Source organism: Kitasatospora misakiensis, assembly GCF_042656005.1.
GTDB lineage: Bacteria > Actinomycetota > Actinomycetes > Streptomycetales > Streptomycetaceae > Kitasatospora > Kitasatospora misakiensis.
This window is the reverse complement of sequence record NZ_JBHSOF010000001.1, coordinates 127,236-152,278: the sequence shown is the minus strand read 5'-3', so window position 1 is coordinate 152,278 and position 25,043 is coordinate 127,236. Positions and strand designations below refer to the sequence as shown.

Annotated in this window: 24 protein-coding genes and 2 pseudogenes; 12 read left to right on the top strand and 14 right to left on the bottom strand. The window is 74.4% G+C overall.

Going from position 1 to position 25,043, the window contains the following annotated elements:
* Window positions 1-111 precede the first annotated feature (111 nt).
* A complete protein-coding gene (locus ACFP3U_RS00550) occupies window positions 112-534 on the bottom strand; it encodes a hypothetical protein (protein ID WP_380223020.1) in 423 nt (140 codons plus the stop codon).
* A 264-nt stretch (window positions 535-798) separates the two neighbouring features.
* Here ACFP3U_RS00550 and ACFP3U_RS00545 point away from each other — a divergent pair, with 264 nt between their 5' ends.
* Window positions 799-1,977, top strand: a complete 1,179-nt coding sequence (locus ACFP3U_RS00545; protein WP_380223018.1) for a hypothetical protein — start codon at window positions 799-801, stop codon at window positions 1,975-1,977.
* Window positions 1,978-2,013: 36 nt separating this feature from the next.
* Here ACFP3U_RS00545 and ACFP3U_RS00540 read toward each other — a convergent pair whose 3' ends face one another.
* The 4 genes from ACFP3U_RS00540 to ACFP3U_RS00525 all read right to left on the bottom strand — a co-directional run bounded on the left by ACFP3U_RS00540 (window position 2,014) and on the right by ACFP3U_RS00525 (window position 5,703).
* Window positions 2,014-3,105 carry a winged helix DNA-binding domain-containing protein gene (locus ACFP3U_RS00540; protein ID WP_380223016.1) on the bottom strand — a complete coding sequence of 364 codons (1,092 nt, stop codon included), beginning with the start codon at window positions 3,103-3,105 and terminating at the stop codon, window positions 2,014-2,016.
* Window positions 3,106-3,122: 17 nt separating this feature from the next.
* A complete protein-coding gene (locus tag ACFP3U_RS00535) occupies window positions 3,123-3,839 on the bottom strand; it encodes a glycerophosphodiester phosphodiesterase (RefSeq protein WP_380223015.1) in 717 nt (238 codons plus the stop codon).
* A gap of 118 nt (window positions 3,840-3,957) precedes the next feature.
* Window positions 3,958-4,374, bottom strand: a complete 417-nt coding sequence (locus tag ACFP3U_RS00530; RefSeq protein ID WP_380223014.1) for a TOBE domain-containing protein — start codon at window positions 4,372-4,374, stop codon at window positions 3,958-3,960.
* 120 nt (window positions 4,375-4,494) lie between these two features.
* The gene (locus ACFP3U_RS00525; protein WP_380223013.1) at window positions 4,495-5,703 is read right to left on the bottom strand and encodes an ROK family transcriptional regulator; all 1,209 of its coding nucleotides are present in this window, start codon (window positions 5,701-5,703) and stop codon (window positions 4,495-4,497) included.
* A gap of 208 nt (window positions 5,704-5,911) precedes the next feature.
* Here ACFP3U_RS00525 and ACFP3U_RS00520 point away from each other — a divergent pair, with 208 nt between their 5' ends.
* The 6 genes from ACFP3U_RS00520 to ACFP3U_RS00495 all read left to right on the top strand — a co-directional run bounded on the left by ACFP3U_RS00520 (window position 5,912) and on the right by ACFP3U_RS00495 (window position 11,982).
* The gene (locus ACFP3U_RS00520) at window positions 5,912-7,186 is read left to right on the top strand and encodes an MFS transporter (RefSeq protein ID WP_380223012.1); all 1,275 of its coding nucleotides are present in this window, start codon (window positions 5,912-5,914) and stop codon (window positions 7,184-7,186) included.
* Between the two features lie 236 nt (window positions 7,187-7,422).
* Window positions 7,423-7,971, top strand: coding sequence for an RICIN domain-containing protein (locus tag ACFP3U_RS00515; protein ID WP_380223011.1), 549 nt, complete (start codon window positions 7,423-7,425; stop codon window positions 7,969-7,971).
* Between the two features lie 104 nt (window positions 7,972-8,075).
* Complete coding sequence (locus tag ACFP3U_RS00510; protein WP_380223010.1) at window positions 8,076-8,843, top strand: TVP38/TMEM64 family protein; 768 nt, start codon at window positions 8,076-8,078, stop codon at window positions 8,841-8,843.
* Between the two features lie 353 nt (window positions 8,844-9,196).
* Window positions 9,197-9,589, top strand: a complete 393-nt coding sequence (locus ACFP3U_RS00505; RefSeq protein WP_380223008.1) for a cell division protein SepF — start codon at window positions 9,197-9,199, stop codon at window positions 9,587-9,589.
* Window positions 9,590-9,770: 181 nt separating this feature from the next.
* A complete protein-coding gene (locus ACFP3U_RS00500) occupies window positions 9,771-10,325 on the top strand; it encodes a TetR/AcrR family transcriptional regulator (protein WP_380223007.1) in 555 nt (184 codons plus the stop codon).
* Window positions 10,326-10,398: 73 nt separating this feature from the next.
* Complete coding sequence (locus ACFP3U_RS00495; protein ID WP_380223006.1) at window positions 10,399-11,982, top strand: MFS transporter; 1,584 nt, start codon at window positions 10,399-10,401, stop codon at window positions 11,980-11,982.
* A gap of 34 nt (window positions 11,983-12,016) precedes the next feature.
* On the opposite strand, the gene ACFP3U_RS00490 is transcribed toward ACFP3U_RS00495, so the two are convergent.
* The 3 genes from ACFP3U_RS00490 to ACFP3U_RS00480 form a co-directional block, all read right to left on the bottom strand.
* On the bottom strand, window positions 12,017-14,500 hold the full coding sequence (locus ACFP3U_RS00490) for a SpoIIE family protein phosphatase (RefSeq protein ID WP_380223005.1): 2,484 nt from the start codon (window positions 14,498-14,500) through the stop codon (window positions 12,017-12,019).
* Window positions 14,501-14,644: 144 nt separating this feature from the next.
* Window positions 14,645-15,265 carry a TetR/AcrR family transcriptional regulator gene (locus ACFP3U_RS00485; protein WP_380223004.1) on the bottom strand — a complete coding sequence of 207 codons (621 nt, stop codon included), beginning with the start codon at window positions 15,263-15,265 and terminating at the stop codon, window positions 14,645-14,647.
* Between the two features lie 137 nt (window positions 15,266-15,402).
* Window positions 15,403-16,995 carry a 4-coumarate--CoA ligase family protein gene (locus ACFP3U_RS00480; RefSeq protein ID WP_380223002.1) on the bottom strand — a complete coding sequence of 531 codons (1,593 nt, stop codon included), beginning with the start codon at window positions 16,993-16,995 and terminating at the stop codon, window positions 15,403-15,405.
* A gap of 452 nt (window positions 16,996-17,447) precedes the next feature.
* Between ACFP3U_RS00480 and ACFP3U_RS00475 the strand changes: the two genes are divergently transcribed.
* Both ACFP3U_RS00475 and ACFP3U_RS00470 read left to right on the top strand, forming a co-directional pair.
* Entirely contained in the window at window positions 17,448-18,194 is a 747-nt protein-coding gene (locus ACFP3U_RS00475) for a hypothetical protein (protein ID WP_380223001.1), read from the top strand.
* Window positions 18,181-18,909 carry a class F sortase gene (locus ACFP3U_RS00470; RefSeq protein WP_380223000.1) on the top strand — a complete coding sequence of 243 codons (729 nt, stop codon included), beginning with the start codon at window positions 18,181-18,183 and terminating at the stop codon, window positions 18,907-18,909. The genes ACFP3U_RS00475 and ACFP3U_RS00470 overlap by 14 nt, the downstream gene beginning before the upstream one ends.
* Window positions 18,910-18,944: 35 nt before the next feature.
* Here ACFP3U_RS00470 and ACFP3U_RS37125 read toward each other — a convergent pair.
* From ACFP3U_RS37125 to ACFP3U_RS00445, 6 genes and pseudogenes are all read right to left on the bottom strand, one after another.
* Window positions 18,945-19,079, bottom strand: a pseudogene (locus ACFP3U_RS37125) (acyl-CoA dehydrogenase); the annotation flags it as partial.
* Between the two features lie 141 nt (window positions 19,080-19,220).
* Window positions 19,221-20,543, bottom strand: coding sequence for a UDP-glucose dehydrogenase family protein (locus tag ACFP3U_RS00465; RefSeq protein ID WP_380222999.1), 1,323 nt, complete (start codon window positions 20,541-20,543; stop codon window positions 19,221-19,223).
* A gap of 147 nt (window positions 20,544-20,690) precedes the next feature.
* Window positions 20,691-21,056 (bottom strand): SIR2 family protein, encoded by a 366-nt coding sequence (locus ACFP3U_RS00460; protein WP_380223310.1) that lies wholly within the window; start codon window positions 21,054-21,056, stop codon window positions 20,691-20,693.
* 263 nt (window positions 21,057-21,319) lie between these two features.
* Window positions 21,320-21,550, bottom strand: coding sequence for a hypothetical protein (locus ACFP3U_RS00455; RefSeq protein ID WP_380223309.1), 231 nt, complete (start codon window positions 21,548-21,550; stop codon window positions 21,320-21,322).
* Window positions 21,551-21,638: 88 nt separating this feature from the next.
* Window positions 21,639-22,376: pseudogene (locus tag ACFP3U_RS00450) on the bottom strand (aminotransferase class III-fold pyridoxal phosphate-dependent enzyme); the annotation flags it as partial.
* Window positions 22,377-22,421: 45 nt separating this feature from the next.
* Complete coding sequence (locus tag ACFP3U_RS00445) at window positions 22,422-22,625, bottom strand: hypothetical protein (protein WP_380222997.1); 204 nt, start codon at window positions 22,623-22,625, stop codon at window positions 22,422-22,424.
* Between the two features lies 1 nt (window position 22,626).
* Between ACFP3U_RS00445 and ACFP3U_RS00440 the strand changes: the two genes are divergently transcribed.
* The 3 genes from ACFP3U_RS00440 (at window position 22,627) to ACFP3U_RS00430 (ending at window position 24,974) form a co-directional block, all read left to right on the top strand.
* Entirely contained in the window at window positions 22,627-23,241 is a 615-nt protein-coding gene (locus ACFP3U_RS00440; protein WP_380222996.1) for a hypothetical protein, read from the top strand.
* An 8-nt stretch (window positions 23,242-23,249) separates the two neighbouring features.
* Complete coding sequence (locus tag ACFP3U_RS00435; protein WP_380222995.1) at window positions 23,250-23,810, top strand: GNAT family N-acetyltransferase; 561 nt, start codon at window positions 23,250-23,252, stop codon at window positions 23,808-23,810.
* Between the two features lie 585 nt (window positions 23,811-24,395).
* The gene (locus ACFP3U_RS00430) at window positions 24,396-24,974 is read left to right on the top strand and encodes a TetR/AcrR family transcriptional regulator (RefSeq protein WP_380222994.1); all 579 of its coding nucleotides are present in this window, start codon (window positions 24,396-24,398) and stop codon (window positions 24,972-24,974) included.
* Window positions 24,975-25,043 lie beyond the last annotated feature (69 nt).

Genomic DNA, 25,043 nt, shown 5'->3' with positions numbered 1-25,043 from the left:
CCGGCCGATCGGTCGAGTTCTGCCCCATCTCAGCAGACGATCCGATCAAATGCCCGTTTTGCCCCTCTCGGCGCGCCCGGGCCGACCGGGCGCGCCGAGAGGGGGCGCCTGTCACTCGTGGAACTGGAACGACCAGGCCTGCGCCTGGTCACGCACGTTCAGCGGCCGCAGCGCGGTGCGCGGCGGGAAGATGTCCAGCACGCTGAGGTCCAGCGCCAGCTCCTCGCCGTCGACCGGCCCGCCGGGGACGACGACGTGGAAGGTGAACGGCTCGGCGGACGGGTAGAGCGCCCACTCGAAGGGCTCCTCCACGCCCCGGACCAGCTGGTTCTCCTCCACCGGGCCGTCCGGGCCGACGTAGCTGCCGTGCCGGAGGTTCTTGATGACGACGTATCCGTTGTCGCTGCCGGTCACCTCCCACTCCTGCCCGCCGGGCTCGCCGGTGGGCGGCAGGAGGACCACGAAGTCCTTCGCCTCCTCAAGGGTGAGCAGCTGCTCGTTGGGCTTGGCGATCGCGTAGACGCCATCGTTCACCGGGGCCACGGTCGACTCCATTCCACTGGGGCGGCGTCCACGCTGACGCCGCCGTCCGACGGGTGGGTCGATTCAAGCCAGTCGATCGGTGCACGTACAGTCCACCCGCCGTCGGGCCGCTCCAACGGGTCACGCCGATCGAACACCCGACCGACCGCAGGACACCCGTGCGATGCGGTCGCGGCCGGATTTGCGGGCGCTCCACGGCGGGGCTGTGCTGGGAAGAGGCATCCGGACTCGGACTCGGACCATTGGAGAACGATCATGAGTGACTTCATCGTGAACACCTCCGTCGCCGGAGGCCAGTCACAGCCCTGCGCCGACGCGCTGATCAGCTTCGGCCTGTTCACCGCGCTCTGGGCGGACGACGCCGACGCCGGCATCAAGGGGCAGCGGGTCAACACCGCCGGAGCGAAGACCGGCGAGGAGTTCCTCGTCAGCGTGGCGGCCCCGGCCGACGGCAACACGAACCGGCAGTGGCCGTTCCTGGACTCCGTCGGCACCAGCAGCTTCGCGGCGTGGATCGAGCAGCCCTTCAACATACCCCCGCCGTTCCCGGGGGTGGTGCTGCGACGGTTCCTGGACGGAAAACCCTCCGGGCCGACCGTCCCGGTCAGCACCGACCCCGTCGACCGCCGGTTCCCGCCCACCGTCACCCGCATGATCGACGGCGGTTGCCTGGTCACCTGGACGGACGAGGGGCCGGAGCAGCGGATCCGCGCACAGCGCTTCACGCCCGACGGGCAGAAGGCGGGCGCCGAGATCACCGCCAACACCACCGCGGGCTTCCACACCGACGCGGCCGTGACGCTCCTGAGCACCGGGGACTACGTCATCGCCTGGACGAACGGCGATCCGGTGGGAGGCGGCGGGCTCGTCTACCGCGTCTTCGGCTTCGACGGCACGCCCCTGACCGGCGAGCTCCACCCCAACCTCACGGGCTTCACGGGGCGGACCGCGCTGACGGCGCTCGACAACGGGCGCTTCGTCGCCGCCCACATCAGGTCGGCGGGGCAGAGCGACCTCGGGGTCCCCCAGACCACGATCTCGGCCAGCATCATCGAGTCACTGGCCGGCACGGTCTTCGTCAAAGCCTCCGCGGGCACGCCGCAACACGTCAACCGGAGCGCTCCGGCGCTGACGGCCCTGCCGGGCGGGCGCTTCGTCCTGGCCTGGGTGGAGAAGAGCGCGGACACCTTCCAGACCGTGCCGACCGTGATGGCGCAGCTCTGCTCGGACAGCGAGCTGGAGATCGGCCCCCCGGTCCCGGTCAGCTCCGGTACCGACATCAAGAGCAACCGCTTCCATCTCAGTGCCGCCGCCGTGTTCGGCAACGGCAATCCGGACAGTGTCTTCCTGTCCTGGGCGGACATGGCGGACGGCGGCGACACGACCATCCGCGGCAGCGTCCTCACCGTCGGCCCCGGCGGGCTCTCCGCCTGACCGGCCGCGCTCCGCAGGACCCCTCCGGACGAGCGGCTACCCGGCCTCCTCGAAGCGGACGGCCCCCTCGCCGCCCGCGAAGGCGAGCACCCGTTCGGCCTCGGCCCGGGCCGCCAGCCGGTCGGCCCGGGTCAGTGGCGTGAACGGGTGGACCGTCACCGAGCGCGCGCCGGAACGTTCCTCCGCCAGCTGCCAGCTGCCGGCGACCAGGCCGTCCACCAGCAGGCTGCCGAGCACGATGCCGTTCTGGGTCATCACCCGCGGCCGGTAGGCCTCGGGCAGGACCCGGGTGCGGTCGGCGTGCGAGAGCAGCAGGTTGTCGAACGGGGCCAGCAGCCGGACCGGGGCCGGGGTGTCCGGGTCGGGCCGGGGCGCGTCGGGCAGGTCGTGGAGCAGCCGGCCCTGCTCGTCGCGGAAGGTGACCAACTGCGGGGCGAGCCGCTTCAGGACCGGGGCGAGCCGGCTGAGGCCGCACCATTTCTGCAGGTCGGCGGCGGTGGCGGGGCCGAAGGCCGCGAGGTAGCGCAGGGCGAGGTCGTCGAGCGAGGGCGCGGGGTCGAGGGGCCGGCCGAGCCAGGCCTCGGCGGTGGTGTGCGCGGCGGGACCGCTCCGGCCCCAGAGGCCGCGCGGCGGGACCTGCACCAGCGGGAGCAGGCAGCGGGCGGCCTGGGCCAGCGCGGCCGGGTCGCGGTCGGGGCGGGTGGCGGCGAGTTCGGCGCCGAGCCGCTGGAAGGTGCGCGGCTCCTCCTCGACCAGGGCGCGGGCCTCGGTGGCCAGCGCGTCGAGGTCGAGACCGACCAGCAGTTTACCGAAGGCGCCGCGCAGGCCCTGGTCGAGCACCGACTGGAGCAGCGGACGCAGGGTCAGGCAGTCCTCGGCGGTGACCAGGTGGATGGTGCCGCGCTGAAGAGCGATCCGTACGGCGCGCCGGCTCTCGATCAGCTCGGTGAGCGCCTCGGGGGCGAAGCCGTCGAGGCGGGCGAGCAGGCCGAGGTAGGGCGGCTGCGGGGCGGCCTGGGCCTGGAGGCCGCCGAGGTGCTCGACCATGGCGGCCGCGGTGGTGGTGGTCCGCTCCAGCAGGTGTTGACGGGCCAGCAGCGCGCGCCCGAGCGCGCGAGGTCCCAGCACGTCGCCCCCGCCCCCGGTCACCGGCGGCCGTCCAGGACGGCGCGCAGCAGGGCGATCCGGTTGCTGGTGATCGAGTCGACACCGGCCGCGCTCAGCTTGCGCATGGTGCGGCGCAGGTCGGCGGTCCAGGTGGAGACGGCGAGTCCGGCCCGGTGGGCGGCGGCGGTGAACTCGGGGGTGGCCAGGCCGAACGGCGGGTTCACGAAGCGCGGGCGCAGGTCGTCCAGCAGGGCGCGGGCGGGCAGCCGGGGCTGCTTCCAGGTGAGCGCGATCTCGGCGTCCGGCGCCAGGGCCCGGACGGCCAGCATGGCGGTGGCGGGGCCGCAGAAGCCGACCCGCCGCTCGGCACCGAGGCCGACGACGACGTCCCAGGTGGCGGCGGCCGGGCCGGCGTCGTCGAGGTCGATGAGCAGCCGGCCGCCGGGGGTCGCGGCGGCGGCCTTGAGCGCTTCGGCGAGAGTGGGCACGCGGTACCGGCCGCCGCCGCCGACCTCGTCGAGCTGCTCGGCGGTGAGCCGGGCGAGCGGGCGCGGGTCGCCCCAGAGCCGTTCGAGGGTGGCGTCGTGCAGCAGCACCGGGACCCGGTCGCGGGTCAGCCGGACGTCCACCTCGACGGCGTCGGCACCGGCGGTGAACGCCGACTCGACGGAGGGCAGGGTGTTCTCGCGGTAGCGGTACGGGTCACCCCGGTGGGCGACGGCGAGCGCGGGGCGGCGGGCGGCGGGTGCGGTCATCGTTCCGTTCATCGATCCGGTCGTCGGGGCGGTGCGTCGGGGAAGTTCGTCAGGTCGATTCGTCGGGGCGGTGCGTCGGTGAGGGTGGCAGCCCGGGGGCGGCCGGTCCTCGACGGGCTCAGCGCAGTTCGATCATCACATTGGTCGACTTGATGACGGCGGTCGCGGGCGCGCCGGGCACCAGTTCCAGCTCCTCCGCCGACTCCCGGCTGATCAGCGAGACCACCCGGAACGGCCCGGCCTGGATCTCCACCTGGGCGGCGACGTCGCCGAGCACCACATCGGTGACGATGCCGGGGAACCGGTTGCGGGCCGAGGAGGGCCGGCCCTCGGCGGCGGCCGTCTCGGGGCGGGCCAGCTCACGGGCGAAGGCGGCCAACCGGGCGCCGGCGATGATCCGGTGGCCGTGCTCGTCGCGTTCGGCGACGACCCGGCCGGCGTCCACCCAGCGCCGCATCGTGTCGGCGCTCACGCCGAGCAGTGCGGCGGCCTCGCCGATGCGGTACGGGTTGGCCGGTGCCCCGGGGTGGCCCATGGTTGCGACTCCTGACGGTGGTTAGGACGGTTCGGCGGACGAGCAGCGGGGCGGGCGCCCACGGCCCCGCCGCCCATCCTGCCGCACCCGGCACCGGCTCCGCGCAGCGGAGGGGGCGACCTATGGCTCGCCGAAGACGTCGCGGCGCACGGCGTCGCCGGCGGTGAGGACGGCGCCGCCGAGCACCGCGCCGCCGCCCGCCTCGCCGGCCCGGACCTCGGTGCGCAGCGGGGAGAGCGCGGCGAGCCGCCGTTCCACCCGGGCGGCGAGTTCGGCGCCCCCGGCCCGGCCGGTCTCGCCGCCGAGCACCACGCAACCGGGGTCGAGGACGACGCAGACCGCCGAGGTGCCGAGGGCGATCCGCTCGGCCAGCTCGTCGAGGAACGGACCGCCGGGCTGCCCCTCGCCGAGCGCGTCGAGGGCGGCGCGGACGGCGGCCTCGGCGGCGGGCGCGTCGTCGGCCCGGTCGGCGGGCAGGCCGTGGGCGCGGGCCAGCGCGCAGACGGCGGCGCTGCCGACCAGTCCGTGGAAGCCGTCCTCGCAGCCGGTGGCGCTGGGCAGCGCGGTGGTGCCGGGGACGGGCAGGAAGCAGATCTCGCCGGTGCCGCCGCCGGCGCCGCGGCGCAGCTTTCCGTCGAGGACGACGGCGGCGCCGACGCTGTGGCCGAGCCAGACCAGGACGAAGTCGTCCCGGCCGCGCGCGGCGCCGGTCCGGTACTCGGCGCGCCCGGCGAGGTTGACCTCGTTCTCCAGGATCACGTCGGTGCCGGGGAGTTCGCGGAGCACGGCGAGGAGTTCGGCGTGCCAGGCGGGCAGGTCTCCGGTGGACTGGAGCCGGCCGGTGGCGGGGTCGACCAGGCCGGGGGCGCCGACGGCGACGGTGTGCAGGTGCGGGACGTCGGCCCGGCGGGCGGTGTCGAGCAGGGTGCGGACGATCCGGTCGGCGGCCGCGCGGTGGGCGGCGGCGTCCTCGCCGGGGTCGTCGACCGCGAGTTCGGCGGCGGCCAGGGTCCGCCCGGCCAGGTCGGCGACGACCAGGGAGACGCCGCCGGAGCGGACGTCGAAGGCGGCGAGGTGGGCGCGGGAGGTGACCAGCGCGTAGAGCCGGGCGTTGGGGCCGCGCCGCTGTTCGCCGCGTTCGCCGACGACGGCGACCAGGCCGGTGCGCCGGAGCCGGTCGAGCAGGTCGGCGACGGTGGGCCGGGAGAGGCCGGTGAGCTCGCGCAGCTCGGTCGCGGTGAGTGGTCCTTGGTCGAGCAGCAGGTTGAGCGCCAACCGGTCGTTGATCGCCCGGGCGGTGCTCGGCGTGGCCGTGCGCGCGGTGGTCATGGCCGAACATCCTTCCAGAGTGTTTCTATCAGGGTCCCTTCCTGATAATTTATCGAACCGTCGCCCGGAGCACCTCCCGGACCAGCGACCGGCCCGGCACGGGCGGCCCCCACCGGGGCGCCGGTGACAAGGGCCGCCAGCAGCAGGACCATCGGACCAACACCCCCAGGGGGACCGCCGCACCGCGCGGCGGGGAGGGAACAGCCGGATGACCGCCAGCCCGACCGCAGCACCACCCCGCTTCGGCACACCGGAGGCCGCCCGCCGGGCCCGGATCGCCGTCGCCCTCGTCTTCGCCGTGCACGGGACCGTCGCCGGCACCTTCGCGGGCCGGATCCCGTGGCTCAAGGACCACCTCGACCTCAGCGCCGGCCAGCTCGGAATCGCCCTGGTGATGCCGGCGATCGGCTCGTCCCTCGCGATGCCGCTGGCCGGCCGGTTCGTCCACCGCCGGGGCGGCCGGGCGGCGGTGCGCACCCTCATATCGCTCTACTGCGTCGCCCTCGCGCTGCCCGTGCTCGCCCCCTCGCTGCCGGTGCTCTGCCTCGCCCTGCTGCTCTTCGGGGCGTCCGCGGGCACGGCCGACGTGGCGATGAACGCCGAGGGCGTGGAGGCCGAGCGACGGCTCGGCCGCTCGATCATGTCCGGCCTGCACGGGATGTGGAGCGTGGGCGGCCTGGTCGCCGGCGGCATCGGCATCCTCGCGGCCCACGGGGACGTCGACCCGCGCCTGCAGCTCGGCGTCACCGCCGTGCTGCTGCTGGCCTTCGTCCAGCCGGTCTGCGGCGCCCTGCCCGACCAGCGCGCGCCCGAGCAGTCCGAGGAGCCGCCGCGGTTCGCGCTGCCGCCGCGCAGCTCGCTGCTGATCGGACTGCTCGGCTTCTGCGCGGTGTTCGCCGAGGGCGCCTCGATGGACTGGAGCGGTGTCTACCTGCGCGATGTCACCGGCGCCTCGCCCACCGTGGCCGCCGCCGCCTACACCGCGTTCTCGCTCACCATGGCGGTCAGCCGGCTGGCCGGCGACGCGGCGATCCGCCGGCTGGGCGCCGTACGGGCGACCCGGCTCAGCGGCGCCGTCGCCACGGCCGGCGGACTGCTGGTGGTCGCGGCCGACCGCCCCGCGCTCGCCATCCCCGGGTTCGCGCTGATCGGGATCGGCATCGCCGTGGTCGTCCCGCTCGCCTTCGCGGCGGCGGGCCGGATCGGCGGCAACCCCAGCCAGGCCATCGCCGGCGTCGCCACCGTCACCTACACCTCGGGCCTGATCGCCCCCGCGATCGTCGGCGGCCTCGCCCAGGCCACCTCGCTCACCGCCTCCTTCGGCGTGGTCACCGCGCTCGCCCTCGCCCTGCTGCTCGGCGCGGGAGCGCTGCGCCGGGCGGAGGGCCACGCCCCGGACGCCGCCGCGGACGCCGTCGCCGTGGACGGTCCGGCCGTCGCGGAGCCGGCCCGGGTCTTCGAGCGGAACTCGCCCGCGAGCTGACGGGGCGGTTCCCGGGGCACCCTCCCCAGCGCCACCGCACCCGGGCCGGGCACCCTCCCCAGCGCCACCGCACCCGGGCCGGGCGCGCACACCGCGCGCCCGGCCTCCGCGCGCCCGAGGCCCGATGCGCGCACGGGCTCATAACCTTTCATCACATCGCACGCAACCCCGTCGAGTCGGCGGCCGTCGAGCACCCCGGGCGCCGCGTCCTCGAAGCCACCACCGAAGGGAACGCCATGACCCGTCCTCCCTCCGCCCCGGCCCGCCGGCTCGGCGCGGCCGCCGCCGCGCTCGCCGTCGCCGGCACCCTCTCCCTCGCGGCGCCGGCCACCGCCCGCACCACCGCCGCCACTCCCGTCGAGGTCATCACCGCCAACCCCTCCGGCACCCAGAAGTGCCTGGACGTCACCACGCAGAGCACCGAGAACGGCGCCCGCGTCCAGCAGTGGACCTGCAACGGCGGCGCCAACCAGCAGTGGTACTGGACCGACGCCGGCGAGCTGGTCGGGGTGGCGAGCGGCAAGTGCCTGGACATCCCCGCCGGCAGCACCGACGAGGGCGTCCAGGCCATCATCTGGACCTGCAACGGCGGGGCCAACCAGAAGTGGACCCAGACCCTGGTCCACCACGCCGGCGTCTACACCCTGACCAACGCCAACAGCGGTCTCAACCTCGACGTCCGGGGCGGCGACCCGACGGACGGCACCCCGGTCGTCCAGTCGAGCCCGCAGCCCTCGCTCAGCCAGTGGTGGTTCTACGGCACGGTGCCGACCGCCCGGGGCTGACCGCCCCCGGCCGCCTCGGCCGCCCCCGGCCCCGCCGGTCCGTCCGGGTCCGCCCGGGACCACCCGCGTCCCGGGCGGACCGGGCGCCCGGTTACCCTCGGTCCGTGCCCGCTCCCGTGACCTCCCCGCCCGCACCCGGCGCCGCCGCGACCGACGGATCCGCCCCGGCGGACGTGCCGGCCGACGTGCCGGCCGACGTGCCGGCCGCCGGACCGGCCCGGCAGCCGTGGCTGCGGTTCGCCCTGCTGGTGGCGATCCTCGCCGCAGCGGCCGGCTCGCTGCTGCTGTGGAGCCCCACCACCCTGCTCGACGGCGGACTGTCCGGCGGGATGCCCTGGTACTGGCGGGCGCCGCTGTTCGCCGCGGTGTACGCGGTGGGCACGGTGGCGTTCTTCCCCCGGCCGGCCCTGAACGCCGCCGCCGGACTGCTGCTGGGCGTGCAGGAGGGCCTCCTGTTGGCCGTGCTGGGCACCACCCTCGGGGCGGCGATCGCCTTCGGCCTGGCCCGCTGGCTGGGGCAGGACGCGCTGCGCCGCCTGCTGCGCGGGCGGATGCTGCTGGCGCTGGACCGGCGCTTCACCGACCAGGGGTTCCGCAGCGTCCTGCTGCTCCGGCTCTTCCCCGGCCTGCCGTTCCAGGCGGCCAACTACGGCGCGGCCGTCTCCGGCGTCCGGTTCGGCTCGTTCATCGGGGCGACCGCGCTCGGAGTGATCCCGGTGACCGCGGTCTACGTCTCGGCGGCGGCCACCGCACGCGAGCCGGGATCGGCCGGCTTCCTGCTCTCCGTCGGCGCGCTCGGACTCCTCGGGCTGGCGAGCCTGGTCTCGGTCGGACGGGCCGCCGCCCGGCGGCGGCGCGCGGCCACGGGCTGAGCGCCGGGCGGCCGATCCGGCGCGCCGGGCGCGCGGAACACCTCGGCCCGCTCGGCCGGACGGGTCCGCTGTCAGTGGCGTGTGAAATCGTTCCCGCATTGTTGACAGAAGGTCAATTGCGCGGTGACCGCGACCGATATGGTCTACGCGCGCAACCGTACGCCGTTCTACCGCGTCGAAACTGGTGCCCGGGTCCGCCCGGGGCCTGGCGCGGCGCGACTCGTACGGACCGCGCGAGCGGGCACGACACCGGTGATCAGTGCGATACTCGGACAGTTCCGACGAGTGGATGACGTGTCAAAAGGACACGCGCACCGGGGGACCTGTACGGAACAGAGGCAGGGAGGCGCGGCATGGGAGCACTTCGCGACGAGCACCACAACGGGTGGCTGATGCCCTCCGGGAACTACCCGGCCGCGGTGTACGACGACGAATGGGTCGAGCAGGAGACGGTATCGTCCTCCCCAGCCCCGACCAAGATCGTCTCCCTGCGGCCCACCGGGTTCGAGGCGGCCCGCACGGTCGGCGAGCACATCCGGGCGAGCATCCCGGTGGTCATGGACCTCACCGAGATGGACGAGGCGGAGGCCAAGCGCATGGTCGACTTCGCCTCCGGTCTGATCTTCGGCACCCGCGGCGGCATCGAGCGCATCGCCCGCCGGGTCTTCCTGCTCACCCCGGCGGACGTCGAGGTGATGGTCATCGACCGCCCGCTCGACGAGACCGGCTTCTACAACCAGAGCTGAGCCGCCGGAGCCGAGCGGCCGGAGCTGAACTCCGGCCGCGCGCACCGCGGCACCCCGGGACCGGGGACGGCACTCGCCGTCCCCGGTTTTTTGCCGCCCGGCCACCGGAGGACTATGCCTCGAATGAGCCAGGGAAAGTAATTCTGAGACATCCATGTCTCATTCGACGTACACTCGCTCCATGGCCACCGACCGTGACTCCGTCCTCGAAGCCGCCGTCGGCGTGCTCTCCCGCCGCCCGACCGCCCACCTCGACGAGATCGCCCGCGCCGCGGGCATCAGCCGCGCCACCCTGCACCGGCTCTTCCCGGGCCGGGAGGCGCTGATCCGCGAGGTCGGCATGCTCGGGCTCCAGCGCTTCGGCGCCGCGCTCGACACCGCCGCCGTCGAGGAGGGCGACGCGCACGCCGCGCTGCGCCGCCTGGTCGACGCGGTCGTCCCGGACGCCACGCTCTGCGCCTTCCTCACCGGCGAGAGCCAGCTCTACGACGACGAGCGGGTCAACGAGCTCTGGGAGTCGCAGATCGCCCGGATGCACGCGCTCTTCCTGCGCGGACAGCAGCAGGGGGTCTTCCGCATCGAGCTCTCCGCGGCCTGGCTCAGCGAGGCCTTCTTCGACCTGGTGGCCGGGATCGGCTGGGCCATCCAGGACGGCCGGCTCGCCCCGCGCGACGCCGCCTTCTCGCTCGCCGAGTTGTTCCTCGGCGGCGCCCTGCGCACCCCGCCGCCGCACTGACCCCCTCCCCCGCACCCCCTCCGCACCCCCGTACCCCTCCGCACCTCGGACCGGAAACCGGACACCGATACCCATGAGCAGCACCGTCCACCTCCAGCCCCGCCAGCGCTGGACCGGCCTCGCCGTCCTCGTCCTGGCCGTCACCCTGGTCACCGTCGACGCGACCGTCCTCTCCCTGGCCATCCCCTCGATCAGCGAGACCCTGCGCCCCAGCGGCACCCAGCTGCTGTGGATCGGCGACGCCTACTCCTTCGTCCTCGCCGGTCTGCTGGTCTCGATGGGCTCGCTCAGCGACCGGATCGGCCGCAAGCGGCTGCTGCTGGCCGGCGCCACCGCGTTCGGCGCCGCCTCGCTGCTCGCCGCGTACGCACCCACCGCCGGCTGGCTGATCCTGGCCCGCGCGCTGCTCGGCGTCGCCGGGGCGACGATCATGCCGTCCACCCTCTCGCTGATCCGCACGCTCTTCCCGGACGACCGCGAGCGGGCCACCGCGATCGGCATCTGGGGCGCCGCGGCGACCGCCGGCGCCGCGCTCGGCCCGGTGGTCGGCGGTGTGCTGCTGGAGCACTTCTGGTGGGGCTCGGTCTTCCTGCTGAACATCCCGGTGCTCCTGCTGCTGCTCGGCTTCGGCGCCTGGCTGCTGCCGGAGTCCAAGGACCCGGAGCCGGGCCGCTGGGACGTGCTGAGCGTGCTGCTCTCGCTCACCGGTGTGATCGGCGTGGTCTACGCGATCAAGGAGGCCGCCGCGCACGGTGTGCTGCGCTGGGACGTGCCGGTCACGGCCGTGCTGGGCGCGGCGGCGCTGGTCCTGTTCGTCCGGCGCCAGCTGCGGCTGGACACCCCGCTGCTTGATGTCCGGCTCTTCCGGGACCGCCGCTTCACGGCCGCCGTGCTCGCCTCGCTGATCGCGCTGATCGGGCTCTCCGGCATGGTCTTCCTGACCTCGCAGTACCTGCAGCTGGTCCGCGGCTACCCGCCGCTCAAGGCGGGGCTGGCCGAGCTGCCGGCCTTCGCCGGCGCGGTGGTCGGCGGGCTGCTGACCGCCCGGCTGGTGCGCCGCACCGGCGCCCGGACGGCGCTCACCGCCGGCCTGCTGGTGATGGGCGTCGGGATCGGCCTGCTCGGCTGGATCCAGCAGGACTCCATCTACCTGCTGCTGGCCGCCGCGTTCCTGCTGGTCGGCACCGCCGAGGGCGTGGTCTACACGCTCGGCGCCGACCTGGTGCTGACCGCCGCGCCCGCCGACCGGGCCGGGGCCGCGTCGGCGGTCTCCGAGACCGCGTACGAGCTGGGCACCGCGCTCGGCATAGCGCTGGTCGGCTCGGTGGTCGGCGCGCTGTACGCGGGCCGGCTGACCGTCCCGGCCGGGACGGACCCGGCGGCGGCCGCCCAGGCCGGCGAGTCGCTCGGCGGCGCGGTGGAGGCGGCCCACGGGCTGCCGGCCACCCTGGCCGGACCGCTGCTGGACAGCGCCCGGACGGCGTTCGTGCACGGCGTCAACGCGGCCGGGATGCTGGCCGGCGCGCTGCTGCTGGGCGCGGCCGTGCTGGCCTGGCGCCTGCTGCGCGGCCTGGGCGACCGGGCCGCCACGGCCCCCGCCGCCGGCACCGCGCAGCCTGCCCCGGAGCGGGAGCGCGAGAAGGCCTCCGTGCGCTGACGGCACCGACGGCGCGGGTGTGGGTGGCCCCGGCTCACCCGGCGCCGAAGGGGAGTTCCAGTTCGGCCCAGACCACCTTGCCGTCCTTGGTCAGGCGGCTGCCCCAGCGCTGGGCGAGTTCGCTGACCAGGAACATGCCGCGACCGCCCTCGTCCTGCTCGGCGAACGGGCGCAGCTGGGGCGTCTGGCCGCCCGCGTCGGCGACCTCCACGGTGAGCACCCGGTCGCGGAAGAGCCGCAGCCGGCGCGGGGCGTCGGCGTGCAGCAGGGCGTTGGTGACCAGCTCGCTGACGAGCAGTTCGGCGTAGTCGGAGAGCGCGGACAGGCCCCAGCCGGCGAGGGTGCTGCGGGTGAACCGGCGGGCCTTGCCGGGCAGCCGGCCGCCGCCGCTGAGCGGGAGGGTGGCGACCCGGTCGGCGGGCAGCGGCAGCACCCGGGCCATGATCATGGCGATGTCGTCGTCGCTGCCGCCGCTGACCAGCGCGCCGAGGACGGCGTCGCAGCTCTCCTCCAGGGTGCGGCCGGGGCCGGACAGGGTGCGGGCGAGCAGGTCGATGCCCTCGTCGAGGTCCTGGCCGCGCCGCTCGACCAGGCCGTCGGTGTACAGGGCGACCATGCCGCCCTCCGGGAGGCCGTACTCGACCGACTCGAAGGCCACCCCGCCGACGCCGAGCGGCACGCCGGGCGGCATCTCGACCCGGCGGGACGTGCCGTCCGGGGAGACCCGGACGGGCGGCAGGTGGCCGGCCGAGGCGACCTGGAGGGTGTGCTCCAGCGGGTCGTAGACGGCGCAGATACAGGTGGCGAACTGGCCCTCGCCGATGCCGGAGGCGGTCTCGTCCAGGCGGGTGAGCACCTGCTCGGGCGGCATGTCGAGGGTGGCGAGGGTGCGGGCGACGGTGCGTAGCTGGCCCATCGTGGCGGCGGCCCGGATGCCGTGTCCCATCACGTCGCCGACGACCAGCGCCACCCGGCCGCAGGAGAGCGGCACCACGTCGAACCAGTCGCCGCCGACCTCGCTGGTGACGCTGGACGGCAGGTAGCGGTAGGCGATCTCCAGGCCCAGGGTGCGGTGGATCTCCTGGGGCAGCAGGCTGCGCTGGAGGGTGAGCGCGGTCTCCCGCTCGCGCCGGTAGAGCCGGGCGTTGTCGATGGCGAGGGCGGTGCGGGCGACGAGCTCCTCGGCGAGCGCGACGTCGGAGGCGGTGAACGGCTCGGGGTTGCGCATCCGGATGAACTCGGCGCCGCCGAGGACCATGCCCCGGGCGGTGACCGGCAGCATCAGGTAGGAGTGGATGCCGGCCGCGAGCCCGGGACCGACCCGGTCGGGGCTGGCGACCAGGCCGCGCAGCACCTCCTCGTCGACGCGCGAGCGCAGCAGCGGCCGGCCGCTGCGCAGGCACTGGGTGTAGCTGCGCTCGGGGGCGTACTCGGAGACCTCGCCGACGGTGTCGACGGCGTGCACGAGCCCGGTCTCGTAGGACTCGCCGACGGCGACGGCGCGCAGCTGGACGCTGCGGTCCTCGGGGATGGGCGTGGGTTCGGCGCCGCGCAGCACGGTTTCCAGCAGGTCGACGGTGGCGAAGTCGGCGAACCGGGGGACGACGGCCTCGATCAGCTCCTCGGCGGTGCGCTGGAGGTCGAGGGTGGTGCCGATCCGGGCGGTGGCCTCGGCGATGGTGGTGAGGCGTTCCTGGGCGCGGGCGGCGCGGGCCTCGGCCTGGAAGCGCTCGGTGACGTCGATGATCGAGGAGCAGACGCCGAAGACCCGGCCGGTGGAGTCCTCCAGCCGGAAGTAGGAGGCGGACCAGGCGCGGTCGCGGCGCGGGTCGCCGGGGACCCGGCCGTGCGAGCGGGCGTCGACCACGGGCCGGCCGGTGACCAGCACCTGCTTCATGGTCTGTTCTATCTCGGCGCTGTTGATGCCGGGCAGCACGCTGCTGATCCGGCGGCCGAGGTGGTCGGCGACGGGGACGCCATTCATCCGGGCCAGCGACTCGTTGAGGCGCACGTAGCGCAGGTCGGTGTCGTAGACGGCCATGCCGATCGGGGACTGGCCGAAGATGCCGTCGAGCACGGCGAGGTCGGCCTCGACCCGGTGCAGGGCGGCGAAGTCGGAGGCGGTGGCGAGCAGCAGCAGCGTGCCGCCGGGGCCGGCGATCGGGTAGGTGCGGAACTCCAGCTCGACGGTGTGGCCGTCGCGGTGGCGGACCGGGAAGACCCCGGACCAGCCCTTGCCGCTCATGATCCGGGCGAAGAGTTCGAGGACCTCGGGGCGCTCGCCGTCGGCACTGAGCAGCCGGGCGGCGTGGCTGCCGACGGCCTCCTCGGCCGTCCAGCCGAGCAGGGCCTCGGCGTCCTCGCTCCAGTGCAGGATCAGTCCGTCGTCCTGGAGCAGGGCGGTCGCGAGCGGGACGAGGCGATGACCGTCCAGGCGTGTGGGGGCGGCGCCCGTTCCGGGGCCGGTGGCGTCGGCGGCGTCGGGCGCGTCGGTCGCGTCCCACTCGTCTCTCCGCATGATCAGGCAGCACCCCGGTTCGGCTCGTGCCCGGCCGGGCGGCCCTCGCGGTCCGTGCGGCCGGGGTTCTTCTCCAGACTGCACGGACATCGTCCGCCCGGCGACCCCTTGGTGAGGGGAACCGGTCGGGCAGGTGTACGGGCGTCATGTGCCTACCGGGCGCAGCGTACTCTCCAGAAGGCTCGCCCACTGCCGGATCACTCCGGATCGTCGGACGCTGTCGTCGGTGAGCAGATTGGCAAGGCCGAGTCCGCGGGCCATGTCCAGCGTGGCCTGCACGGTCTCCCGCACGCCGGGCCGGCTCTCGTCGGCGCCGAGGAACTCGACGGCGGCGCGGTGGGCCTCGCGTCCGACCCGGCCCTCCAGGCCGATGATCCGTTCACGCAGGGGTTCCTCGGTGGCCGCGGCGACCCACAGCTGGAGGGCGGCCCGGAACAGCGGGCCGGTGTAGAGGCGGACGATCATGTCGACCACGGCCTCGGTGCGGGCCGGGCCTGCGGGTGGCAGCGCGTCCGCGTGGGCGCGGACGGCGGCCAGCCGCTCGGCGGTGACGTGCTCGACGGCTGCGGTGAAGAGGTCCTCCCGGGTGGGGAAGTGGTGCTGGGCGGCGCCCCGGGAGACCCCGGCCCGCTCGGCGACGACGGCGACCGTGGAGCCGTGCCAGCCGAGCTCGGCGAGGCAGTCGACCGCCGCCGCCAGCAGCCGGGCCCGGGTGGCGCGGCTGCGGTCCTGCTGGGGGGCGCGGGCGGCGGGGTGGGTGGTCATCTGCGGGGGCGGTTCCTGTCCGTGCGGGGGCGGGCGGGCGGTGGGTCGATCCTCGCAGACGGCGGTCGGGGCTCCGGGGCGGGCGGGTGGAGGGGTGGGGGGCCGGTGGACGGGGTGCGGGCAGGGAGGTGCGCGGCTCAGCCGGTGGCGGCCGCCTCGCGCTCGCGCAGCTCACGGCGGAGGATCTTGCCGGCCGGCGACTTCGGGACGGCGTCCAGGAACTCCACCGCCCGCACCTTCTTGTACGGCGCGACCTGACCGGCCACGAAGGCGGCCACCTCCTCTTCGGTGAGCGCGCTGCCGGGGGCGCGGACCACGAAGGCCTTGGGGCTCTCGGTGCCCTCCGCGTCGCACACCCCGATCACTGCGGCGTCGGCGATCTGCGGGTGGCTGAGCAGCAGCGCCTCCAGCTCGGCGGGGGCGACCTGGTACCCGTTGTACTTGATCAGTTCCTTGACCCGGTCGACGATGTGCAGATAGCCGCGCTCGTCGACGAAGCCGACGTCGCCGGTGTGCAGCCAGCCGTCGGCGTCGACGGTCGCGGCGGTGTCGGAGGGGCGGCCGAAGTAGCCCTTCATCACCTGCGGGCCGCGGATCAGCAGCTCGCCGCGCTCCCCGGGCCCCAGGTCCGCGCCGGTGCCGTCCAGCGCGGTGACCCGCAGCTCGGTGGAGGGCACCATCCGGCCGACCGAGCCCGGTGAGGGGTCCGGGTCCGCCGGGGACACCACGTGGCTGACCGGGGACAGCTCCGTCATGCCGTAGCCCTGGAGGATGCGCGGCAGGCCGAGGCGGCGGGCGCAGGTCTCGGCGAGCTCGCCGTCCAGCGGGGCGGCGGCGCAGAGCAGGTACTCGACCGAGGAGAGGTCGAAGCGGTCGACGACGGGGTGCTTGGCGAGGGCGAGGACGATCGGCGGGGCCGCGAGCACGGACTGGACCCGCTGGTCCTGGATGGTCCGACAGAACTGCTCCAGGTCGAAGCGGGGCAGCACGACCACGGTGGCCCCGCAGCGCAGCGGCTGGTGGAGCAGCGCGGCGAGCCCGTAGATGTGGAAGAAGGGGAGCACCGCGAGCACCCGCTCGCCCACCTCGGGGCGGAAGACGGCGTCGGTCTGGGCGAGGTTGGTGGCGATCGACCGGTGGGTGAGCATGACGCCCTTGGGCAGGCCGGTGGTGCCGCTGGAGTACGGCAGGACGGCGATGTCCTGGCCCGGGTCGAGGTCGACCTCGGGCGCGGGGCCGGTGGCGGCGAGCAGGTCGGCGAGCGAGAGGTGGCCCTCCGCGCCGTCCAGCACCACGATCCCGGCGAGTTCGCGGCCCTCGCCGGCGAGCTTCTCGGCGGCGGCGCGGGCGGTGGGCAGGAACGGTGAGACGGTGATCAGCCAGCGGGCACCGCTGTCGGCGAGCTGCACGGCGAGTTCGCCGGGGGTGGTGAGGGAGGAGACGGGGGTGACGGTGGCGCCGGCCCTTGTGGCGCCGAAGAAGGCCATCGGGTAGCGGACGCTGTTGGGGCTGAACAGGGCCACCACGTCGCCCCGGCGGACGCCCGCCTCGGCGAGGCCCGCGGCGACCCGGCCGACGGCGTGGGCGAGCTGCGCGTAACTGATCGTCTCGCCGGTGATCCCGTCGATGAGGGCCGGCCGGTCGCCGTGGCGCTCGGCGTCGCCGAGAACGGCGTCGTGCAGGGCGAGGTCGACGATGCCGACGTCCGGGAACTCGCTGTGGAACACCAAGGCGTGCCTCCTGTGCGGTAGTTGGCGTGGGGCAGGATGGCCGGACGGGAGGTCCTCGGGCGACCGGCCGTGCGGCGCGCGGACAGGAGCATACGGACAGTGGGCGGTCGGTGCGCCCCTGTGACGGACGTTTGGGGGAGCGCGCGGGGCGCAGGGGTGGCGCGGTACGGCGAATCGCGAGGTGGGGGCGGGTCGGCGGTGCTCCGGGGCGACGGGATTCGGTCAGATGCCAGAACGATGATGCGACGATCTGTTCGAGGGTGGAGTGAGGTGACCGGGTGTCCGGGTGGGAGGCGTCCAGGGGTTCGGGCGCGGGCGTCCCGACAGGGCCATTCCGGGGAAACCTCGGGCGGGCTGCGCGTGGCACGACCACGGCGGGCGCGCCCGGCCGGACGGTGTGCACCACGGCCGCCCACCCCGGGTGCGGCCCCGGACACTGGAGCACCACCACCGTGAGCACCACCTCCCCTCCCCTGCCCTCCACCCGCCGGCTGCTCGCCGCCGCGACCGCCGCCGCCGCGCTCACCCTCGGCGCGGCCCCGCTCGCCTCGGCGGCGCCGGGCGACAACGGCGACGTCAAGGTCCACGACAGCAGCACCCCGGTGGACAGCCAGAACGAGGACGCCAAGGTCTGTCAGTTCTACCTGGACGCCTTCAACTTCGACACGCTCCAGCTGGTCAGCTGGACCATCGAGCAGCAGCCGCCGACCGGCAACGCGCTCGTCCTGGCCGGGGCCCTGGTGCTGACCAACGGCACCGGCACGACCTCGACGTACAGCCTCCCGGACGGGCACTACAAGCTCCACTGGACCTTCGTCGGTGAGAACGGCGCGGCGAAGCAGAAGGTCTTCCAGGTGCAGTGCGCGACCACCTCGCCCTCGCCGACGGCCACCTCCTCGCCCTCGCCCACGTCCTCCTCCTCGCCCACGTCCTCGTCCTCCCCGTCGCCCACCTCCTCGGCCTCCCCGTCGCCCTCGGCCTCCCCCTCCCCCTCGCCCTCGCCCGGCGGCGCGCCCGGCGGCTCGCCGAGCCCCTCACCCAAGCCCGGCGGGCCGCACGGCGGCGTCGGCACCGGTGGCGGCGGCACCTCCGGCTCCAACACCGCCGAGGTGCTCGGCGGCGCGGGCCTGATCGCCGCGGCCGCCGCACTCGGCCTGCGCGCCCTGCGCCGTCGCTCCGGGCGCAATGCCGAATCCTGACCGTCCGCACCGCGCACGGCGCGCCGGCCCCGGCCCCCTGACGGCCGGGCCCGTCGCCGTGGCGCTGGCGGCGGGCGGCACCTGGCTGGTCCAGGACGGCGGCACCGACGGCGGCGGGCCGCCACTGCCACCGACGCTGAGCGGGCCTACCGCGGCGGCCACGGCGCCGGCCCCCGCGCCCGCCCCCGCGCCCGCCGCCACGCCGGCACCGGTACCCGTACCCGCCGCGCCCGCGCCGCTGCCCGCCGCGCCACCCCTGCCGGCCTCCGCCCCGACCAGGATCCGGATTCCGGCGATCAAGGTCGACGCCCCGATGACCGGCGTCGGGCTGACCACCACCCGGGCACTGGCCACCCCGCCGGTGGAGCAGCGCAACCTGGCCGGGTGGTACCGGGACGGCACCGCGCCCGGAGCCGCCGGCAACGCGCTGGTCATCGGTCACGCGGACACCCGCAGCGGTCCCGCGGTGTTCTACCGGCTCGGGCTGCTGCGCCCCGGCGACACCGTCTCGGTGACCCGCAAGGACCGGCGCACCGCGGTGTTCACCGTGGACTCCGTCCGGGTCTTCCCCAAGCGGGACTTCCCGGACGCCCTCGTCTACGGCGCCACCGACCGGGCCGAGCTACGGCTCATCACCTGCGGCGGGAAGTTCGACCGGCGGACCGGTTACGAGTCCAACACCGTGGTGTTCGCGCACCTCACCTCGGTCCGGTGAGTCGGTGAGCCGGTGCGGCGCGTGCGGCGGGTGGCTCAGTACGACTTGGGCAGGCCGAGCGTGTGCTGGGCGACGTAGTTGAGCACCATCTCGCGGCTGACCGGGGCACCCCGGCCGGCCGCGTACTTGGCTCCTCGGGCGGCCGCCAAGCCATCGCTTCTCCCTCGTCCGGCCGGCGCGAGGGCCGTGGGTCCTCTGCGCCCGGACGGACCACGGTATCCGCCCAGGGGCGTTGGCCCCTCCGCTCAGACGGCGAGCGCCCGGAAGCCCTGGCGGGCTCCCGGGCGCTGCTGAGGTTGCGTGGCGTGCTGCTACTTGCCCGGGCGGCCGAGCTGGTGGACGGTCCAACCGGCGGCGCGCCAGGGCTCGGGGTCGAGGGTGGTGCGGCAGTCGACGAGCAGCGGGGTCGCGGGGCGGCCGACGAGGTCTTGCGGGTCGGCCTGCCGGTACTCGGGCCACTCGGTGGCGAGGACGGCGATGTCGGCGCCGTCGAAGGCTGCCGGGAGGTCGTCGGTGTACTCCAGCTCCGGGTTGCGCTGCATGGCAGTGGGGACGGCCTGCGGGTCGTGGACGGTGACGACGGCGCCGGCGTGCTCCAGGGCCTGCGCGAGGGCGAGGGCCGGGCTCTCGCGGACGTCGTTGGTGCCGGGCTTGAAAGCCGCGCCCAGCACGGTGACCCGGGCGCCCTTGACCGGGCGCTGGCCCAGGGCGCCGGTGATCAGGGCCATCGCGGTGCTGGTGCGGTTCTCGTTGATCTGCTCGGCGGCGAGCAGCAGGGCGGCGGCCCGGTCGGCGCCGAGCTGGCGGGCGGAGGCGGTGAAGGCTCGGACGTCCTTGGGGAGGCAGCCGCCGCCGTATCCGATGCCGGGCCTCATCCCGTCGGCGCCGATGCGGGGGTCGATGCCGAGGATCTCGACGATCTTGGAGATGTCGGCGCCGGCGGCGTCGCACATGTCGGCGACGCCGTTGATGAAGGAGATCTTGAGGCCGAGGTAGGTGTTCGCGGCGCCCTTGGCGAGCTCGGCGGTCTGCGGGTCGCAGACGAACAGGGGGACCCCGGCGTCGAGGATGCCGGCGTAGACCGCCCGGATCGCCTTCTCGCCCTCCGCGCTGGTGACACCGGCGATGAGGCGGTCCGGGCGCAGGGTGTCCTCGACGGCGTGGCCCTCGCGCAGGAACTCCGGGTTCCAGACGACCTCGACCAGGTCTCCGGCGGGGGCCAGGCGGTGGGCGAGTTCGGTGACCTTGACGGTGGTGCCCACGGTGACCGTGGACTTCCCGACGACGGTGCAGGCCCGCCTCAGGTGCGGGGCGAGCTGGCGGATGGCGCCGAAGACCTGCCCGGTGTCGTAGGAGCGGCCGTCGGCGTCGATCGGGGTGCCGACGCCCACGAAGTGCAGGTCGGCGAAGGCGGCGGCTTCGGCGATGTCGGTGGTGAAGCGCAGGCGGCCGGTGGCGGTGTGAGCGGCCAGCAGCTCGGGCAGGCCTGTCTCGTAGATCGGGCATTCGCCGGCGTTGAGGCGGTCGACCTTGGCCTGGTCGACGTCCACGCCGACGACCTCGTGACCGAGTTCGGCCATCGCCGCCGCGTGCGGGATGCCGAGGTGGCCGCAGCCGATCACGGAAACACGCATGGAGGGGTCCTTGTCTGGTCGGGTAGCGCACCGCATCCGGCGCGCTACCCGACGCTATCGCGGATTTGAACTCGCCTTTGACGGAACGGAGTTCGATCAGCTGTTCATTGTGGGAGGTGCTGGTTCAGGGCTGGGTGTGGGGCTGGATCAGCCGCATCGCCCGCTCGTTTGGGGTGAAGCCGAGCGAGCGGTAGAGCGGTGCACCGTCGCGCGCCGGGCGGTCAGCACTCGACCTGCAGCAGCTCGGCCAGGCGGCGCAGGGCGGGGATCGCTTCGGAGCGCACGATGGCGCATGAACGCCTCGGGAATGCCGGTGCGGGCGAAGAGGCGGTCGAAGTTGTGGGTGGCGAGGGGGCCGACCGCGTGGCCGGCGTCGTAGAGCGCCTTCAGGACCCGGTGGGCGTCGGTCGGCTCGGCCTGGAACAGAGCGCGGAACATCGCGACCATGTCGTCGATCTTGCGCTCGGTTTCGGTCAGCATCTCCTGGACCAGGATGTCCTGGCCGGGGGCCATGGTGAAGCGGTAGCCCTGGGTGAGGTCGTTGCCGCGCCGCTCGGTGACCCGGTAGACCTCGTGCAGCCAGTGCAGCGGCGGACCAGGCGGTCCATCGGCTGGGTCTGGTCGAGGTCGTAGTGGAGGCGGTAGTGGACAACGCGGCGGCGCCCGTCCTCGTCCTCGGTCCAACCGGACTGCTCGCGGGTGAGGGAGTCGATCACGGGATGGGGCGGAAGCACGGTGGTCTCCTCGGGTTCGCGGCCGGGTGCGCCCGGCATGGGTCAGCTCAGGGTTCGGACCGCGTCGGTGAGCGCCGCGGTGAGGAATTCGAGGTGCTCCTCGGTGGAGGTCAGCGGCGGGGCGACGACCAGGCCCTCGGACTTCGGGTCGCCAGCACCGGTGAAGGGGTAGAGGAACACCCCGCACTCCTCGGTCCTGCGCAGCAGCGGCCACAGCAGGTCCGGGGCGAGTTCCACTCCGTACAGGTGGCCCGCGCCGCGGACGTCCCGCACGCCGGGCAGGCCGGTCAGGGCCCGCAGCGTCTGGCCGAGCCGCTCGCCCCCGGGCCCGCAGGGCGTCGCGGTCGAGGGCTTCCAGCTCGTCGAGGACGCCGAGGCAGGCGGCGGCCATGAGCGGGTGCGCCGCCATGGTGCCCATCGCGGGCAGCGGGTCCGCGTCGTCGTGGCGCAGCAGCGGTGCGATCTCGGGCGATACCAGCACGGCGGCGACCGGGGTGTATCCGGCGCCCAGTCCCTTGGACAGGACGACGATGTCCGGCTCCACGCCGTCCCAGTGCCGGCTGGCGAGCGGGAGGCCGGTGCGCCAGAGCCCGGTGAGGACTTCGTCGTGGATGACCAGGACGCCCCGGGCGCGGCAGATCTCCTGCACGCGGCGCAGGTAGCCGTCCGGGGGGACGTAGGCGCCGCCGGTGGTGCCGTTGACCGGCTCCAGCAGGACGGCGACGACGTTGTCCGCGCCGCGGGCGTCGATCGCCTTCGCGACTTCCTCGGCGCAGTCGGCGGTGCAGGTCCGGCCGCCGTCGTGCGGGTGGGTCGGTGGGTAGGGGGCGGGGAAGGCCGGGCCGAGGCCCATCGCGTCGTCGGGTCGGGGTCGGCGGGCGTGGTTGCCGGCCAGGGCGAGGGTGAAGGCGCTCATCCCGTGGTAACTCAGGTCGCAGGTGAGGATGTCCCCGCGGGCCTTGCCGCCCTTGGCGCGGGCGATGCTGCGGGCCAGGCCGATGGCGACCTCGACGCCGAGCGTGCCGCAGGCGACCAGGGCGACCGAGTCGTGGGGTCGGCCGACGGCCCGGCACAGGCGGTCCGCCAGCTCCAGTTGCACGTGGGGCCGCACGACGGCCGCGCCGCCGAACGTGAACCGGGAGAACTACTCCTCGATCCGAGCGAGGACCTTGCGGCTGCTCTGGCCGACGTTGGCGCACAGCAGCCCGCTGGAGCCGTCGAAGATCCGGGTGCCGTCGGCGCGCAGCAGCCACGGCCCGTCCGATCCCACGACCTCGAAGTCCGGCATGGGCCTCGTGGACGTCAGCAGCCGGGCGCGGTCCGGCGGGTGGGCGGTGTAGGGCTTCACGGTGGTTTCCTCTCTCTTCGGTGGGGCCGCGGCGGCGGGTGCGGCCCTGGGCCCGGACCACCTCCAGACGCTGGTCGAGGTCGAGCAGCAGCTGTACGCCCAGGACCGTGACCACGGCTCGGCCGACCTCGGTCACCAGGCCGCCGCCGCACTGCACACCGCCCACTCCTGGCTCGCCCAGGGACGCTACGGCGAGGACCTGGGCCGTCGGCTCCACACCGCCACCGGCATGCTGTCGGTCGCCGCCGGGTGGCTCGCCCTCGACGCCGGGCGCACCGCCGACGCCCGCTCCCTCTACACCGAGGCGCTGGCCAGCGCCCGCCAGGCCGACGACCCGGGCCTGGAGGCGCACGCCTTCGCGTGCATGTCCCTGCTCGCCCACGCGACCGGCCGCCCCCGCGAAGCCGTCGGCACCGCGCGGGTGGCGCAGCGCGCGGCCTTCGGCCTCGGTTCACCGCGTTGGCTGGCGCTGTTGGCGATGCGCGCGGCCCGCGGCTGGGCCCTGCAGGGCGACCGCGCGCTCACGGAGGACGCCGGCGCCCTGGCTCCCCACCAGGACACCCACTGCGTCGCCGACTTCCTGGACGCCTACCGAACCGCCGTCCCAGCCGCCTGAAGGACACCATGACCGCACCGGCCGCTCCCCTCGCCCTCCGGCGCTACGGCGCCAGCGACGCCGCCACCCTGCTCGACACGCTCACCGACGTCTGGGCCGAAGCCCACGCCGGGCACGACGACGTCGCCCAGGCAGGCTTCACCCCCGAGACCCTCCGCCGCCAGATCACCGGCCACGCCCGCCGCGACGAGTTCACCCTCATCGTCGCCTACGCCGCCGGCCAGGCAGTCGGCATCGGCTACGGCTTCCGCTGCACCCCCGACTACTGGTTCGGCGACCTCCGCCCCGCCATCACCGCGCAGGCCCGCGACACCGACTCCCTGGCAGGGATCTGCGAACTCGCCGTCCGGACCGGCTGGCACGGCCAGGGAGTCGGCACCAGCATCCACGCAGCGCTCGTCGCCGCGCTGCGCACACAGTGGGTGTCGCTGCTCGCGATGCCCGGTGACAGCCCCGCTCGCCGTCTCTACGACCGCCTGGGGTACGAATACGCCGGGCCGTACAGGGTCGGTGACGGACCGGTCCTTGACCTCCTACTGCTCCGCGCCGGGTCGGCAACCGTCGCCTGACTGGTTCCCAGGCGGTCAGTCCCGGCCGGGCGGCACGCCGGAATCTCTGGTGCACTCCACTTGCCAGAACGGACGTCTTGGCAAGCATTGCCCACCTTTCTGGTGGTGATTCGTCCAGGTCAGCTGAGGTGGAGCCGGGCGAGGCGGGCGCGGATCCGGGCGACGTCCTCGCCGTCGCCGGGCACGAGCTCGCGCACGGGTGAGCATCTCCCGCATCGCCGAGAACCGGTCCCCGTAGAACCCCGAGGCATTCCCCACCCGCAACACCGGCCGCCCACCCACACCGACCTCCGACCCCACGCCCACGCCTACCCCAGAGGTGGCCCAACGATCGCCGTCGGTGAGCAGGCTGGCACCCTCCGAAAGAAAACGCCATCACGCCTGCTTGTTTTCCTCGGAGGCCGGATCCCGACTTCCGCCGGCCTCAGGCCGAGGTTGCGGCGACGCAGAACTCGTTGCCCTCCGCGTTTGCGCAGTCGAGGGTGAGATCGATTTTGGCTGCCATGACAGGACCGTACTGCACGCACGTGACAGTTCGACACGACTACTTGACCTCAAGGTCAAAAACCCTGCTACGGTAGCGCCATGGGCAGGCCGAAGCAGTTCGATCCGGACGTGGCGGTGGAGCGCGCGATGGGCGTGTTCTGGCGCAAGGGGTATGCGGCGACGACGCCTCAGGACCTCGTGGACGAGATCGGCATCGGCAAGGGCAGTCTGTACAACACCTTCGGCAGCAAGCACGCGCTGTTCGAGCTGGCGCTGGCGCGCTACCGCGACTCGCAGGCGGCCTGGCTCGCGGCGCTCCTCGACCACCCCGGTTCGGCGAAGGACCGGCTGCGGGGGGCGCTGGAGGCGCTGGTCGAGCTCGACATGGGCGACCCGGATCGGCGCGGCTGCATGGCGGTCAACACCGCCGCCGAGTCGGCCCCCTCGGACGCCGAGACGGCCGACACCGTGCGCAAGATGTTCGCGCGGACGGAGGGCGCGTTCCGGGCGACCGTCGAGGAAGCCCAGCGGGCCGGCGAGATCGACGGCGATCGCGACGCGGCGGCGGTGGCCTCCTGGCTGCTCGCGACGGTGATCGGGATGCGGGTCCTGGCGAAGACCGCCGAGGATGCCGCCCAGTTGAGGCGGGTCGTGGACGCGGCGATGGCGTCGCTGTAGTTCAGCGCTGAGTAGTTCAGCACCGCCAGTCGGCGGCCCTTTTTGTGGGCTTTTTTTGTACCTGTAGTT